The organism is Flavobacterium aquidurense, from assembly GCF_001404985.1.
Classification (GTDB): domain Bacteria; phylum Bacteroidota; class Bacteroidia; order Flavobacteriales; family Flavobacteriaceae; genus Flavobacterium; species Flavobacterium aquidurense_B.
This window is the reverse complement of record NZ_JRLF01000012.1, coordinates 392,707-407,390: the sequence shown is the minus strand read 5'-3', so window position 1 is coordinate 407,390 and position 14,684 is coordinate 392,707. Positions and strand designations below refer to the sequence as shown.

Sequence of the window (14,684 nt, the reverse complement as noted above, 5' to 3'; positions counted from 1 at the left end):
GCAAATCAATGTCGGAATTTTATGTTAAATTTACTTAATCTTTAATTTAAAAGCCTTTCATATGAAAAAAATAATCGTTTCTTTCGCTATAATTACAGCCTTAATTGTTGGCTGTAAGACCAATACAAAATCAAATGATGCCAAAACACTTACTGTTGCCTTAGAGCCTAAAAGCAATAGTACAGTTGCCGGAACTGCTACTTTTACAGAGAAAAATGGTAAAGTAACGTTTGTTGCAAAAATGACTGGTTTAGAACCGGGAGTACACGCGATTCACATTCACGAAAAAGCAGATTGCAGCTCTGCAGACGGAAGTTCAGCCGGAGGACACTGGAATCCTACTTTTAAAAAGCATGGAAAATGGGGTGTTGCAGAATATCATAAAGGTGATATTGGAAACTTTACCGCTGATGCAAAAGGTAACGGAACTATTACACTAACAACTGACGAATGGTGTATTGGTTGTGGAGACACCAATAAAGATGTTCTTGGAAAAGGTTTAATTGTGCATCAGGGAACTGATGATTTTACAACCCAGCCTACCGGAAATGCAGGCGGAAGAGTTGCCTGTGCGGGAATCATCAAATAAAAAACACGATAACCACTAGATTTTCACAAAATCTAGTGGTTATTTCATTTAAAACTTATCCTAACACAAGAAAAAGATATAGCTTTGCAGCTATAAATTAAAGTTAATGATTAACCCATCGGCATCAGGTTGGATAGACAAGTTTTTTAGTGAACAAAAGTTCTCAGAGGCAATTCCTTTTGAGACTACAGAATCTTTTTACTATAAAGTCAGAGAAACCGGTTTTATCTATGGCCATATCATAGCAATTGATTCTCAGGTTGAGATACGTATAAAAGGCTGGTTTAAAACCGAAATTTCTAAAGTAGCTTTACTAAATACTTTATATCATGTTTTTTGTTTGGAAAAAAGAAGTTCTGAACCAAAAAACTTTATAACCGAAGTATTGAAATTTTATAATGAGATGAATCCGGAAGGATTTAATTTATTTAAAATTTTACTTCCTAAAGACACTCCTTCCCTGTCTTTAGAAAATATAATTGATCAAAGAGTACAAACTAACGATAGTATTATTAGCAAAAACTTTTCGCATTTAGTTACAAATGCGCTTTTGTTTATTGATGTTTTAGCTTTTAGGCAGTATCTTCAACATGGTTCAATTCCTGAAAAATATCTAAAACGAATTGAAGAGACTGTTTTAGGTATTGTAGCATTGGCCTTAAAAACCAAAACAGTCAAATCGCAACACGATGATTTATTGATTAAACTTTTTGAAGCTTCAATACGCTATTCTAAATTCTCGAAAGTAACTGTTGATACTTTAGAAACTTTGCAATTAGAAAATTTCAGCAACAAACTGGAACACTATTATTTTATCGACATGGCCGGAATGGCGTTATGGAGTGATGGTGTTGTAGAAAATGAAGAATCTTATTTTCTATATTCTTTAGGCTCAATGATGGGCGTTTCTGATGATTTTGTGACCAAAAGTATTGATACAACCCACACCTTTATAACAACTCATAAAAAGAAAATTCCGTATTTTAATTATTCAAACCCTGTAAAACATTTTTATGATCAAATGACGCACAGCGTTGTAAAACTGATTGTAAGAAACAAAAACAGACTTGTTAAGGAAATTATCCAGAGTAAGGAATTAATGGTTTTATTAGCCTATTCTACAACCAGAGATCTGGATGCCAAAGAAAAGAAGAAAGTAAAAAAACAGTTATTGGATATTTGCAAAACGATTCCGTCACTGACGATATTTTTACTTCCGGGCGGAAGTTTATTATTGCCTATTTTAATAAAGTTTATTCCAACGTTGTTACCATCTGCGTTTAATGAAAATCTGGATGAAAACGAATAAAAAAAATCGCCCTTTTGAGGCGATTTTTATTTTTTTATAGATTGCTTAGTTGGTAAACCTCATCTAATTCATCATTTGATGCGATATTTACATTAAGATCCGTTACAAAACCTGAATTTAGACCATAAACCCATCCGTGAAGCATTAAATCCTGACCGTTTTTCCAGGCACCTTGCACGATTGATGTCTTTGCTAAATTGTAAACCTGCTCTTTAGCATTGATCTCTACAAAAGCATTAAAACGTTCTGTTTCATCTTCAATTGAGTTTAGGTATTTATCATGTAAACGATACTCATCTTTAATATGACGAATCCAGTTATCTATTATTCCAACAGATTGATTACCCATTGCAGCTTTTACACCACCACAACCATAATGTCCGCAAACAATAACATGTTTTACCTTTAGAACATTTACAGCATAATCTAAAACACTCAGCATATTCATATCAGAGTGCACTACCATATTAGCGATGTTGCGATGTACAAACACTTCTCCAGGTTTAGCACCAATAATTTCATTTGCAGGAACACGGCTGTCAGAACATCCAATCCATAATAATGGTGGTGTTTGTCCCTTAGCTAAATCTGCAAAATAATTAGGATCTAATGCTAATGATTTTTCAACCCACTGTTTGTTGTTTTCTAGTAATTGTTTATAAAACTCTCTCATTTTTTTTGTTTTTTGATGGTACTTCTACATGTTTAAACATATCAAAATAACTTTACTGTAAAGTTATCTAATTTTCATACTTCTCACAATGAAGAAATACCTTTAATTAATTTAATTTGTTTAAAAATCTTCTTTTACCGTTTCTTTTTTAACCAATGCTCTTTTGGCAACATCATAATAATGCTCTATAGATACATGGTTGTTGATATCAGGAGAGTTTTCGAGTTCGTATGCTTCTTTAAATCCTTTTAGTTTTACCTTGATATTCTCATCAATAGCTCTTGTTTCTTTAAACTCACGAATCAAGTCTAAAACATCATGGGCAATATACTCTGTATCATGAGCATTGATGATTACTTTTGAGTTTTGAGGAATCTCGCTCAATGTCAATTTAATGGCTGCTTTATTCAGGAATGAAACTTCCTGTGCTAAATCAATATGAATAACATCTCCGTCTTCGTATTCTTCTTTTTTGAAACTGTAAGCTCTTTTTAGATTTCCTCTCAATACAAAAATTATACTGATAATGATTCCCAGTGCAACTCCTTTAAGTAAGTCTGTTGCTACAACAAACACTAATGTTGCCACAAAAGGAATGAACTGGTATTTACCTTTCTCCCAAAAATGTTTGAAAGTTGCAGGTTTCGCTAATTTATATCCAACAAGGATTAAAACGGTTGCCAAAGTTGCCAACGGAATTTTATTTAAAATTGTTGGTATTGACAAAACACTTATCAGCAAAAGTACACCGTGAATAATAGCTGACATTTTTGACTTTGCCCCTGCATTATTATTTGCAGATGATCTTACCACAACTGATGTCATTGGTAAACCACCTAAAAGTGAACTCAGGATATTACCAATACCTTGTGCCCTAAGTTCGACATTTGTATTGGTATAACGTTTTTGAACATCCATTCTATCCGCAGCTTCGATACAAAGTAATGTTTCTATAGAAGCTACAATGGCAATTGTAATAGCAACTACCCAAACTTGCGGATTTGTAACCGCTGCAAAGTTTGGTGTAATCAGAATAGATTTAAATTCATCAAAAGATTTTGGAACTGGCAATGAAACCAAATGTTCTTTTGCAATTGCCAATGAGCTTCCTGAAGAAACAAAAAATTCGTTTAAAACGACTCCTGCAATAACTGCAATAAGTGCGCCCGGAACTAATTTTAATTTCTTTAAAAAGGAAACCTTTTCCCATGAAATCAAGATGATCAGCGAAACAAGCGAAATAATTACTGCTCCTAAGTGAATGTGGTTTAAAACATCGAATAAAAATGAAAACGAATTACTTCCATCATTTTGAACAAAAGCCTGATCGCCTTCAAAATCAGCATCGTAACCAAAAGCGTGAGGCAATTGTTTTAAGATAATAATAATCCCGATACCAGCTAACATTCCTTCAATAACATTTGTGGGAAAATAATTTGATATACTTCCGGCTTTTAAAAACCCTAATGCTAATTGAATTAATCCAGCAATAAAAACCGACATTAAAAACACATCAAAGGCGCCAAGATCAGTAATAGCTGTTAAAATAATAGCTGTTAACCCAGCTGCCGGTCCTGATACACTAATGTGTGACTGGCTTAAATAACCAACCACAATACCACCAATAACACCTGCTATAATTCCAGAAAATAAGGGAGCTCCAGAAGCCATTGCAATACCTAAACACAATGGAAGAGCCACCAAGAAAACCACTAAACCTGAAGCAAAATCAGATTTAAGGTTGGCAAAAAGATTGATTTTTTTTGTCATAATACAATACTAAAAAAATTATTCATTAAAGATTTACCACATTTAATTAAAAATGCAGTTGTAGTTCAAAATAATCGGAAGTATTATACTAAGTTAGGAGGTGGAGCAAAAATGCTCGGAGAAATATTATCTAATTTTACGATGTTTTCAGAAACAATCGTTTTCTTTTGAATATAAACAGGCAACAGAACTTCATGCTCAAATATTGTAGCATGAACTACTGATTTAAGTTCTTTATGAACTTCTTCTTCTGCGCAATTAAAAGACATAGGTGTATTGCCCCCTTTCTTTATCGCCTGAACAATTGTTGGGGTCGATAAGAAGGCGATAAATATGAATAATAATATGCGAGCGATTAGTTTCATTGCAGCAAAAATAGTGTTAAAGAAATAAAATCAAAGCGCGAGAGCAAAAATTTTTTACAAATTTAACAATCATAAAAAAACAGAATAAAAGAAAGACTCATATTCTGTTTATATAACACTAAAAAACAATTCATTACAGCGATTCTTCTAACCATGCATTCATCATCCAGATGGTTTTTTCCTGCTCTGCAATGAAGTCGCTCATCATCGAATTTGTTCCTTCATCATTAATATCAGCTGATTGTTTTAAAATGTCTCTTTCAATTTTTAATAAATCAGATAGAGAATTAACAATTAACTGAACTGCTTTCTCATCATTAGAAATATTCTTTCCTACCGCTAATTTATTATTTTTAATATAATCTTCAAATGTATGTAATGGAGTTCCTCCTATTGTTAGAACTCTTTCTGCAATCATATCAATTTTTAATTGGGCATCAGTATACAATTCTTCAAATTTAACATGTAGATCAAAGAAACGTTTACCACGAATATTCCAGTGTATTCCTCTTAGATTTTGATAGTATACCTGAAAATTTGATAACAGAATATTCAATTCATTGACTAATAATTCTGACTCTTTTACCGGCAATCCTAAAATATTTGTTTTCATAGTATTCATTTTATAATAAGTTTACTACAAATTTAAAACAAGTTCTTTAAAAATATTATAAAAAAAAATTATATTTTCTTATTTTTGCATCACAAAATACTATCAAAATGACGATTACTCAATTACAATATGTGTTAGCTGTTGCCGAACATAAAAATTTTACACTTGCTGCCGAAAAATGTTTTGTTACCCAACCAACATTAAGCATGCAAATTCAAAAAATCGAAGAGGAACTTAATATTTTAATTTTTGACAGAAGTAAAAAACCTATTCAGCTTACTGATATTGGTCAAAAAATTGTCAATCAGGCAAAGAATATTGTAAATGAAGCGGATAGAATTAAGGATATAGTAGAACAGCAAAAAGGTTTTATTGGAGGAGAATTTCGCTTAGGGATTATCCCAACGATTATGCCAACTCTTTTACCTATGTTTCTAAATAACTTTATAAAAAAATATCCTAAAGTAAGACTCTTAATCGAAGAATTAAATACAGATGAGATTATTATAAAATTAAAAAACGGTCATTTAGACGCTGCAATTGCTGCAACTCCTCTGGAAGATGAAAAAATAAAAGAGATCGTTTTATATTTTGAGCCATTTGTAGCCTATATACCGGAACATCATGCAAATTTCCAGAAGGAAGAAATTGAAGTTGCCGATTTAAACATTAATGAAATTCTGCTTTTGCAGGACGGACATTGTTTTAGGGACGGAATCCTGAATTTATGCAAAAACGGTACTGATATCGACCAAAATAATTTTCAGATACAAAGCGGTAGCTTTGAAACTTTAATAAAATTAGCCGATGAAGGTTTGGGTACAACATTACTTCCGTACTTGCACACCTTAGACTTAAAAGATTCCGACAAACTGAAACTACGAAATTTTAAGGAACCAAAACCTGCTCGTGAGGTAAGTTTAATTTACCCAAAGAGCGAATTAAAAATGCAAATCATTGACGCCATAAGATCGACAATCGCCGGAGTTGTAAAAGGAGCAATTGTTTTTCAGAACGTTCAAATTGTTAGTCCGCTACAAAAGAAATAGAAATAAAAAAGGAGCCAAATTGGCTCCTTTTTTTATACTGTAATTAGTAGTAAACTTTGTTTTAGTTCTGGTTTTTCAACAATAAAGTTCAATAACCACTCTTGTAATTGTTCCATCTCGTATGGTAACAGTGTTTTGATAGCTTTCTCTAGTTCTTTACAGAAAAGTATCGGATCGAAACTTACTCTCTCAAGTATTGATTTCGTGTAATCAAACATCATTTTTGACATAATAAAATAAGATTTTGGGGGTTATCTATATTTTTAAACTCGCACAAATTTAATCAAATATCATTCATACGCATTCATTTTAACTATTTTTTTTAAAAACTTTATCAACGAATACGTTTTCTTAATGTATATAAATCAATATAGAACGATTCTAAACAACTCATTTAAACCTTTTTAAAGGCTCTAAACATTTCTCGTTTTCCTGGAGGCCCTGCTAATTTTTCGACGGTAAACCCAACTTCTATCATACTTCTTTTAACAACTCCGCGAGCAGCATATGTTACCAGGACTCCGTTTGGTTTTAAACTATTATACATTTTCTGAAAAATTTCAGTACTCCAAAGCTCCGGCTGCACTCTATATCCGAAGGCGTCAAAGTAAATCAAATCAAAAATTTCAAAATCGTTTATTTCATCAAAAAATTGTTTCCTTTTGGTTAACGAAAAAGCATTGCAAATTTCAATTTTTTTATCCCATTCACATTTATGCATTTTCTCAAAAATGTTCTCAAATTCCAATGCTTCCAGCTCACTCACATAATTCATTTCTAAAACTTCTGCTGCTTCCACAGGATAAGCTTCTACTCCAACATAATCAATTTTCTGATTTTTTTGATTTGATTCTAAAAAAGTGATAAAAGCATTTAATCCTGTTCCAAAACCTATTTCAAGAATACTTACCGGATTATTTTCAAATAATGAAAGTCCGTTTTTAATAAAAACATGTTTAGCCTCCTGAATTGCACCATGTTTTGAATGATAACATTCATCCCACTCCTGTAAATGAATTGTGGTTGAACCATCTAGCGTTTTAATTATTTCTCTTTTCACTTTTTTCGGAATTTATAATCTGATTTTATTGGTATTCAGCGTTTTTTGCGAGTCAAATTTAGTCAAAACAAATGCGTAAAGCCTTAAAAAACGGCTGTTTTTTCATAAATTCTTTATAAAAATGTCCTAATTTTTTCACTTTATTATAAGATAAATAAATCTCAGTTAAACGGCATAAATAATGCAGTTTTACTAAGCAAATTATATATTTTTACTTAATTTTGCATTTATTAAATTCTATTTTACACCAAATCATTACTTTAGAATCTTCTATTGAAATGAAAATTACATAAAAACTTTATATAATTATGAGTACAACTCAAACAAGCAAAATTGAAATCAGAAAAGCCACTTCGTCAAAAATAAGCGGAGTAGACTTTCAAAACTTAAGCTTTGGTGCTGTTTTTACGGACCATTTATTCGAATGTGATTTTAAAAATGGAGAGTGGCAAAACCCGGTCATTAAGCCTTATGCTCCAATTTTAATGGATCCTTCTTCAAAAGTCTTTCATTACGGACAAGCTATTTTTGAAGGAATGAAAGCTTATAAAGATGACAATAATGATGTTTGGTTGTTCAGACCTGATGAAAACTTCAAACGTTTTAATAATTCTGCAGTTCGTATGGCAATGCCAGAAGTTCCGGAAGCTATTTTTATGGATGGTCTAAATGAATTATTAAAAATTGATCAGGAATGGATTCAGAGAGGAAACGGAAGCAGTATGTACATTCGTCCTTTTATGATTGCTACAGGTGCTGGTGTTGTTGCCAATCCTTCTGACGAATATAAATTCATGATTTTACTTTCTCCGGCACAATCTTATTATGCAGGCGAGGTAAAAGTGATTATTGCTGAACATTACAGCAGGGCAGCAAATGGCGGTATTGGAGCTGCAAAAGCTGCAGGAAACTATGCTGCACAATTTTACCCAACAAATTTAGCTAATAAAGACGGCTTTCAGCAGGTTATCTGGACAGATGACGCAACGCATACAAAACTGGAAGAAGCGGGAACAATGAACGTTTTCTTTAGAATTAACGATACATTATTGACTGCTCCTACAAGCGAAAGAATCTTAGATGGTATTACCAGAAAAAGTTTGATTGCAATGGCAGAAAAAGAAGGTCTTAATGTAGAGGTTCGTTCTGTTATTGTTTCAGAATTGGTAGAAGCGGCTAAAAACGGATCTTTAAAAGAAATCTTTGGGGCCGGAACTGCTGCAGTTATCAGCGTTATCAAAGGTTTCTCTTATCAGGATGTATATTATGAAATGACTCCGGTAGAAAATTCATACGCTTTACTATTGAAAGAAAAACTAACAAATCTTCAAAATAAACTTTCTGAAGATACTTTTGGCTGGACTGTAAAGGTGCAATAAGCTAAAAATATTTCAATAAATACAAGCCCAACGTTTCGATACATTCGTACGCTGGGCTTCTTTTTTATTTGATTTTTCAAACCTCATCAAAGAATGATTCAAAATCTGGTTTTACAAAATATTGCTAAACATATTTCGCTTGACGAAAATGAAATATCTTATTTTCTGTCTATTCTAAAAGAAAAGAAATATCCTAAAAAGAGCATGATTTTAAAAGAAGGTGAAATTTGCAAAACGATAAATTTTGTTCAATCCGGAATTTTACGTGCATTCTACAGAGATCAGGAAGGAAAAGAATCTACTATTATGTTTGCTATTTCGGACTGGTGGATTACAGATATGGCTTGCTTTATCAACCAACAGCCTGCAATACTCAATATTGAAACAATTGAAGACAGTCTGGTATTTTTTTTACAAAAAGAAGATTTGGATGAATTATATATCAAAATTCCAAAATTCGAACGTTTTTTCAGGATTATCATGCAAAATGCCTACATAAGAGAACAGTTAAGAGTTATTCAAAACCTATCACTTTCTGCAGAACAGCGGTATTATATCTTTCTGGAAAAATATCCTCAGGTTGCAAAACAAGTTACACAAAAACAAATTGCATCATATTTAGGTATTACGCCAGAATTTTTAAGCATGATTCGGGCAAACAAAAATAAACAGGCATTTTCTTAAACTACATTATTTTTTTACTGTAACAACTTCACGTGATTTGTAAAAAATATAAAGACATGCTTATACTTATTGCCGGACCATATCGTGGCGGGACAAATGATGATCCCAAATTAATTCAACAAAATCTAGAAAAATTAGAAGCCGTAGCGCTGCCTTTATTCAGAATGGGACATTTGCCCATAATTGGCGAATGGCTTGCTTTGCCTTTATTACATTTAGCCGGTTCTAAATATATTGGCGATAGTGTGTGGGATGAAATACAATATCCTGTTGCACACAGGCTTCTTGAAAAATGTGACGCCGTTCTACGTCTCGAAGGCGAATCAAAAGGAGCGGATAATGATGTTCGAATTGCTCAGGAAAGAGGTTTAAAAATTTATTATCGTTTAGAAGATATTCCAAATGCGGAATAACAAATCTAAAAAACAAAAAATCCCTAATAGGTTTTAGAAACTTATTAGGGATTTGTATTTTTATAGAAGTTTAGAAAAATCAGGTTTAAAATAATTCGGCCCTTTCATTACCTTACCGTCTTCTCTGTAAATAGGTTGTCCGTCTTCACCCAATTTACTCATATTACTACGCTGAATTTCATCAAAAACGGCTTCAATTTTATCTTGCAGACCGTGTTCGATAATTGTTCCGCACAAAATATACATCATATCACCAAGAGCATCAGCAATTTCGACTAAATCATTATTCTGAACTGCTTCAAGATATTCTTCGTTTTCTTCTTTCATCAAATTATAGCGAAGTATTTTCTTTGTTTCGCCTAAATCAGCAATTGGGGTCTGGCTATGACCAATTTTAAAAGCAGTATGAAATTCTGTTACGGCATCAAGTTGTTTCTTCATGATATTATTTGATTAAATGAGATGGCAAATTAGCAACTATTCGTGTACAATTCTCTAAATTTGTCAAAAAATAATTTTCAACTATGTTTAGTCAAGGACAATTAATATTCGCTCTCTGTTTTTTTATTGCATTTGTAATCGTAATGATATTTGCTTACCGTAAAGATCTCGCTTTGCATAAAGTTTTTTATAAAGGAAATTACAAAGTTTTAATTGTATTCTTGATTTTTATTGCTCTTCTATTTGTTATTAAATTCTTCTTTAAAAGATAATTTATAGAATTTATTGCTATATTTAGAATAAAATAATTTTAAGAGCTTTTACAATTAAACATCTTCAAAAACGTTTATTTAAAAGCTTTTTTTGACCAATATAATTTATAAAGTGTACTTTTATTGCTCCGCTATTATTGCGACAGGTAATTTAAATTTATAACTTTACGACACAAAATAAACGACTACAATGAAGATTCTAAAATATTTATTTCTACTATTATTATTAAGCTTAGTTGCTCTTACTGTTTTTGTCGCTACCCAAAAAGGGATTTTTTCTGTTGAAAGAAGCAAAGTGATTAATTCGCCAAAAGCAACAGTTTATAATTACATAAATGATTTTAGAAATTACGAAGATTTTGAATCGTGGTCTGTCGAAGACTCATCAATAAAAATGACATTCCCTAATAAAACATCCGGCAACGGGGCTTCTTATTATTGGGACGGAACTGAGGGAAAAGGAAATGCTATTACCCTAAAAGCAATTGACGGCGAAAGTATTCAGCAAAAAATGAAATATGACGGTACAGAAGCTGATGTAAACTGGACATTTAAAGATACTTTAGCAGGAAAAACAAAAGTGACCTGGAAAGCAAGCGGAACAATGAGTTTTTTATTTAAAGTTTATACTGCCTTAAACGGAGGTTCTGATAAAGTTATTGGAACTATTTATGAAAAAAGCCTTGCTAACATCGACAAAAATTTAGACTACGAAACCAAAACTTTTGCGATTAACGTAAATGGTGTCGTAAAGAAAACCGAAACACCATATATCAAACAGACTTTTACAAGCGAAATCTCTAAAATAAATAAAAATGCGAGAATTGTAATTCCGAAACTTATTGAGTTTAGTAAAAACAATGGTCTATCCACAAACGGAAAACCTTTTATAATTTATCACACTTACGATACCGAAAAGGGATTAGCAAAAATATCGATTTGTTTACCTACGAATAAAGAAATCATGACCACATCCGGAAGTGATATTTTAGGAGGAAAACTCAATGGTTTTGAAGCCGTAAAAACAACTCTAAAAGGCGATTACACACATTTGAATGCCGCAATTGCAAAAACTACAGCTTTTATCAACAAAGAAAAAATTACGCCTGAGTTAAGCTGGTCTCATCTTGAAATTCTGACTATTAGCAAGCTGGATGTAAAAAGCCCATCTAAATTGATGACAGAAATTTATTTTCCTGTAAAACCTAAAGTAGTTCCTGTAGTAAAAACTCCTGTATATACTACTCCAACAGCAGAACCTACAACACCTAAACCTGCAACGGAAACACCAAAACCAGCACCAAAACCTACTACGGAAGAAGAGCAGTCAGAATTTTAAAATAAATGATGCATTAAACCTTTTGTTTAAAGTTCATTCTAATAAGATAAATCGAAAAATTTGACAGACGAGAAGGAATTTATACAACAATTATTAGATCCTAAAACGCAGAATACAGCGTTTCAAAAACTCTTGTCTGATTACCAAAAACCATTATATTCTCATATTCGAAACATTGTTTTGAACCATGATGATACAGATGATGTATTGCAGAATACGTTTGTAAAAGTTTTTCAGTATTTAAAGAATTTTAAGGGAGAAAGTAAACTCTTTTCCTGGATGTACCGCATTGCAACTAACGAAGCCCTAACTTTTTTAAATCAGAAAGCTAAATTAAACGGATTAACATCTGAAGCATTACAAAATAAAACCATTGACAATCTGAAAGCTGATGTTTATTTTGATGGCGACGAAATCCAGATAAAACTTCAAAAAGCAATTGTAACCTTGCCGGAAAAGCAACAATTGGTTTTTAAAATGAAATATTTTCAAGAATTAAAATACGAAGAAATAGCTGAAATTCTGGGAACTTCAGTTGGCGCTTTGAAAGCATCTTATCATCATGCCGTAAAAAAAATTGAAATATATGTTACATCAAATTAAACCTTTTGTTATAAAACATATCTTATAGACATTATGAAAGCATTTAAATTAGAAAACGAACCGAAAATAACAACTGGATTTAAAACTCCGGAACATTACTTTGATAATTTTTCGGCAAAAGTTTTACAACAAGTAAACGAAGAAAAAGAAGTAAAAGTAATCCCGATTTACAAACGTAAAAAAGTGCTTTCGCTTCTTACTGCAGCAGTTGTTGTTATTGCATTAATGATTCCTATAATAAACAATTACAATAACACTTCTAAAGATCTTGATGAAGATACCTTAGAAACTTATTTATCTTACCAATCGAATTTAAATCAATATGATTTGATTCAAAAATTAGATACAAAAGACATTCAGGAACTAAGTAAAAATGTTGCAATTGAAGATGAAACCCTGGAGGATATTCTGGCAACAAATCCAAATATTGAGCATTTAATATCCGAATAAAACAATTAAAAAATGAAAATCAAAAATATACTTCCGATAATACTCTTTCTGATTAGTTTTTCGTTTTATGCCCAAAGTGGTAAAACGGATGAAAAACGAGAAAAAATTAAAGCTTATAAAGTTTCATTTTTAACGACTGAGCTGGAATTAACTTCTACAGAAGCTGAAAAATTCTGGCCCATTTATAATGCTTATGACGATAAACAATTTGAATTAAGACATCAGAAAATGAAAACGTACATGCGCAAATTAGATGATGACAATATCAATTCAATGTCTGAAAAGGAAGCTGTAACACTTTTATCACAGATGGAAAGTACAGACAAAGAATTGTATCTTTTGCGCGATAAATACATGACGAATTTAAAGAAAGTACTTTCAGCAAAAAAAATACTAAAACTTAAAAAATCAGAAGACGATTTTAATCGCAAATTACTGCAGCAATATCGAGATAAAGCAGGTAAAGATTAAAACACATTTTACAGTACAACAGCGACAGGAACCCTATATAATAATACTTACTTTATTATTTAGGGTTCTTGTTATTTAAAATTAATTCGAACCATTTTATTATAACCTGCAGCAATTGCAGTATTTTTATTTAGAAAGCGAATTGTAAAAAGTTTGGTATCATCTGACAATTGCACCCATGAAGCTCCGTTATCAGTTGAATATTGCAATCCTCCTGATCCCACACACACGAGTTGCTGTCCATTTGTTCCCGGAACATACTGCACACAAGAAGCATAACCAAAACCTTCATTTTGTCCTATCAAATTCCAGGTTTTTCCTCCATCTTTTGTAAAGGCTTTATTATCCTTTTTTTCATCAGGTAAATCATAATCACCTCCTGCAATAAAACCGTTTTTTGCATCATAAAAATCAGCAGTAAAAATTCCGGTCATTTGTTTACCCTGAACTATAGGAGTTTCAATTACTTTCCAGGTTTTACCTTTATCTGGAGAATAAAAAGTCCTAGCTTTTTTTCCGCCTGAAAAAATCCAGGTTTCATTTCCTTTTATTATAATATTCGAATTACTGGCTGCAAAGGCTGACTCGCCTGTAGCGTTTGTAGGTAGTTTATCAGACAATAATTTAGTCCAGTTTTCGCCTCCGTCGCGTGTAATAATAATTGAAAAAGTATCTTCGGTGGGATCACCTACAGCAATTCCTTCTTTATCATTCCAGAATTGCATACTATCATAAAATACTTTATCATGTACTTCTTTGTATACTAATTTTACTTTTTGAGTTTTTTTAGAAACCTGATAAAGTAGTGCGGGATTTCCTATACTTAATAAAAAAACATCGTTTGAAGTTTGTGCTATACTTCTAAATTCCAACTTTAAAGTATCACGATAAATATGTTCTTCAAATTTCTCATTTTTATCTAAATCATAGTATCCAAAACGAGAATTATCGCCGCCGTACCAGACCTTATTTTTATCTATTGAGATGGCGCGAATACTAATTTTATCCTTAAATAAAGTATCAATTTTCACAGTCGAAAAATAACCATTCAACCCTATTTTATCACTGTAATTCAGCGTCTTAAAAGACATAAACAAAACAAAAGCGCAACAAAATAAAATTAGTTTTTTCATAATAAATTAAAGTTTATTCGGCGCTAAAATACAATTATTTACAAAATATAAAATAAGTTAGGTGTTTTTTT

Annotated in this window: 19 protein-coding genes; 11 read left to right on the top strand and 8 right to left on the bottom strand. The window is 31.9% G+C overall.

Features of this window, described 5'->3' with window-relative positions:
* Positions 1-61 precede the first annotated feature (61 nt).
* Together RC62_RS13590 and RC62_RS13585 are read left to right on the top strand one after the other, a co-directional pair.
* A complete protein-coding gene (locus tag RC62_RS13590; protein ID WP_055096026.1) occupies positions 62-589 on the top strand; it encodes a superoxide dismutase family protein in 528 nt (175 codons plus the stop codon).
* A gap of 106 nt (positions 590-695) precedes the next feature.
* Positions 696-1,898 carry an LETM1-related biofilm-associated protein gene (locus RC62_RS13585; RefSeq protein ID WP_055096024.1) on the top strand — a complete coding sequence of 401 codons (1,203 nt, stop codon included), beginning with the start codon at positions 696-698 and terminating at the stop codon, positions 1,896-1,898.
* 34 nt (positions 1,899-1,932) lie between these two features.
* On the opposite strand, the gene can is transcribed toward RC62_RS13585, so the two are convergent.
* The 4 genes from can to RC62_RS13565 all read right to left on the bottom strand — a co-directional run bounded on the left by can (position 1,933) and on the right by RC62_RS13565 (position 5,319).
* Positions 1,933-2,571: a carbonate dehydratase gene (can, locus tag RC62_RS13580; RefSeq protein ID WP_055096022.1), complete on the bottom strand. Its 639-nt coding sequence runs from the start codon at positions 2,569-2,571 to the stop codon at positions 1,933-1,935.
* 120 nt (positions 2,572-2,691) lie between these two features.
* Positions 2,692-4,341, bottom strand: a complete 1,650-nt coding sequence (locus RC62_RS13575; RefSeq protein WP_055096019.1) for a SulP family inorganic anion transporter — start codon at positions 4,339-4,341, stop codon at positions 2,692-2,694.
* Between the two features lie 83 nt (positions 4,342-4,424).
* The gene (locus tag RC62_RS13570; protein ID WP_055096017.1) at positions 4,425-4,706 is read right to left on the bottom strand and encodes a hypothetical protein; all 282 of its coding nucleotides are present in this window, start codon (positions 4,704-4,706) and stop codon (positions 4,425-4,427) included.
* 133 nt (positions 4,707-4,839) lie between these two features.
* Positions 4,840-5,319: a Dps family protein gene (locus RC62_RS13565; RefSeq protein ID WP_055096015.1), complete on the bottom strand. Its 480-nt coding sequence runs from the start codon at positions 5,317-5,319 to the stop codon at positions 4,840-4,842.
* Positions 5,320-5,426: 107 nt separating this feature from the next.
* Here RC62_RS13565 and RC62_RS13560 point away from each other — a divergent pair, with 107 nt between their 5' ends.
* Positions 5,427-6,368: a LysR substrate-binding domain-containing protein gene (locus tag RC62_RS13560; protein ID WP_055096014.1), complete on the top strand. Its 942-nt coding sequence runs from the start codon at positions 5,427-5,429 to the stop codon at positions 6,366-6,368.
* Between the two features lie 32 nt (positions 6,369-6,400).
* On the opposite strand, the gene RC62_RS23150 is transcribed toward RC62_RS13560, so the two are convergent.
* Both RC62_RS23150 and mnmD read right to left on the bottom strand, forming a co-directional pair.
* Complete coding sequence (locus RC62_RS23150; protein WP_055096012.1) at positions 6,401-6,598, bottom strand: hypothetical protein; 198 nt, start codon at positions 6,596-6,598, stop codon at positions 6,401-6,403.
* Positions 6,599-6,762: 164 nt separating this feature from the next.
* A complete protein-coding gene (gene mnmD / locus RC62_RS13550; RefSeq protein ID WP_055096010.1) occupies positions 6,763-7,428 on the bottom strand; it encodes a tRNA (5-methylaminomethyl-2-thiouridine)(34)-methyltransferase MnmD in 666 nt (221 codons plus the stop codon).
* 308 nt (positions 7,429-7,736) lie between these two features.
* Here mnmD and RC62_RS13545 point away from each other — a divergent pair, with 308 nt between their 5' ends.
* From RC62_RS13545 to RC62_RS13535, 3 genes are all read left to right on the top strand, one after another.
* Positions 7,737-8,807 (top strand): branched-chain amino acid aminotransferase, encoded by a 1,071-nt coding sequence (locus RC62_RS13545; RefSeq protein ID WP_055096009.1) that lies wholly within the window; start codon positions 7,737-7,739, stop codon positions 8,805-8,807.
* A 93-nt stretch (positions 8,808-8,900) separates the two neighbouring features.
* Complete coding sequence (locus RC62_RS13540) at positions 8,901-9,491, top strand: Crp/Fnr family transcriptional regulator (RefSeq protein ID WP_055096007.1); 591 nt, start codon at positions 8,901-8,903, stop codon at positions 9,489-9,491.
* Between the two features lie 56 nt (positions 9,492-9,547).
* Positions 9,548-9,904 (top strand): DUF4406 domain-containing protein, encoded by a 357-nt coding sequence (locus RC62_RS13535; protein WP_055096004.1) that lies wholly within the window; start codon positions 9,548-9,550, stop codon positions 9,902-9,904.
* Between the two features lie 60 nt (positions 9,905-9,964).
* Here the strand turns inward: RC62_RS13535 and RC62_RS13530 are convergent, their stop codons facing one another.
* Entirely contained in the window at positions 9,965-10,345 is a 381-nt protein-coding gene (locus RC62_RS13530) for a nucleoside triphosphate pyrophosphohydrolase family protein (protein ID WP_055096002.1), read from the bottom strand.
* 83 nt (positions 10,346-10,428) lie between these two features.
* Between RC62_RS13530 and RC62_RS23145 the strand changes: the two genes are divergently transcribed.
* From RC62_RS23145 to RC62_RS13505, 5 genes are all read left to right on the top strand, one after another.
* Positions 10,429-10,617: a hypothetical protein gene (locus RC62_RS23145; RefSeq protein ID WP_055096000.1), complete on the top strand. Its 189-nt coding sequence runs from the start codon at positions 10,429-10,431 to the stop codon at positions 10,615-10,617.
* Between the two features lie 190 nt (positions 10,618-10,807).
* Entirely contained in the window at positions 10,808-11,956 is a 1,149-nt protein-coding gene (locus RC62_RS13520) for an SRPBCC family protein (RefSeq protein ID WP_055095998.1), read from the top strand.
* A 60-nt stretch (positions 11,957-12,016) separates the two neighbouring features.
* On the top strand, positions 12,017-12,559 hold the full coding sequence (locus tag RC62_RS13515) for an RNA polymerase sigma factor (protein ID WP_055095997.1): 543 nt from the start codon (positions 12,017-12,019) through the stop codon (positions 12,557-12,559).
* 33 nt (positions 12,560-12,592) lie between these two features.
* A complete protein-coding gene (locus tag RC62_RS13510) occupies positions 12,593-13,009 on the top strand; it encodes a hypothetical protein (protein WP_055095995.1) in 417 nt (138 codons plus the stop codon).
* Positions 13,010-13,021: 12 nt separating this feature from the next.
* Positions 13,022-13,480 carry a hypothetical protein gene (locus RC62_RS13505; protein ID WP_055095993.1) on the top strand — a complete coding sequence of 153 codons (459 nt, stop codon included), beginning with the start codon at positions 13,022-13,024 and terminating at the stop codon, positions 13,478-13,480.
* A 71-nt stretch (positions 13,481-13,551) separates the two neighbouring features.
* Here RC62_RS13505 and RC62_RS13500 read toward each other — a convergent pair whose 3' ends face one another.
* A complete protein-coding gene (locus RC62_RS13500) occupies positions 13,552-14,613 on the bottom strand; it encodes a WD40/YVTN/BNR-like repeat-containing protein (RefSeq protein WP_055095991.1) in 1,062 nt (353 codons plus the stop codon).
* Positions 14,614-14,684: the final 71 nt, after the last annotated feature.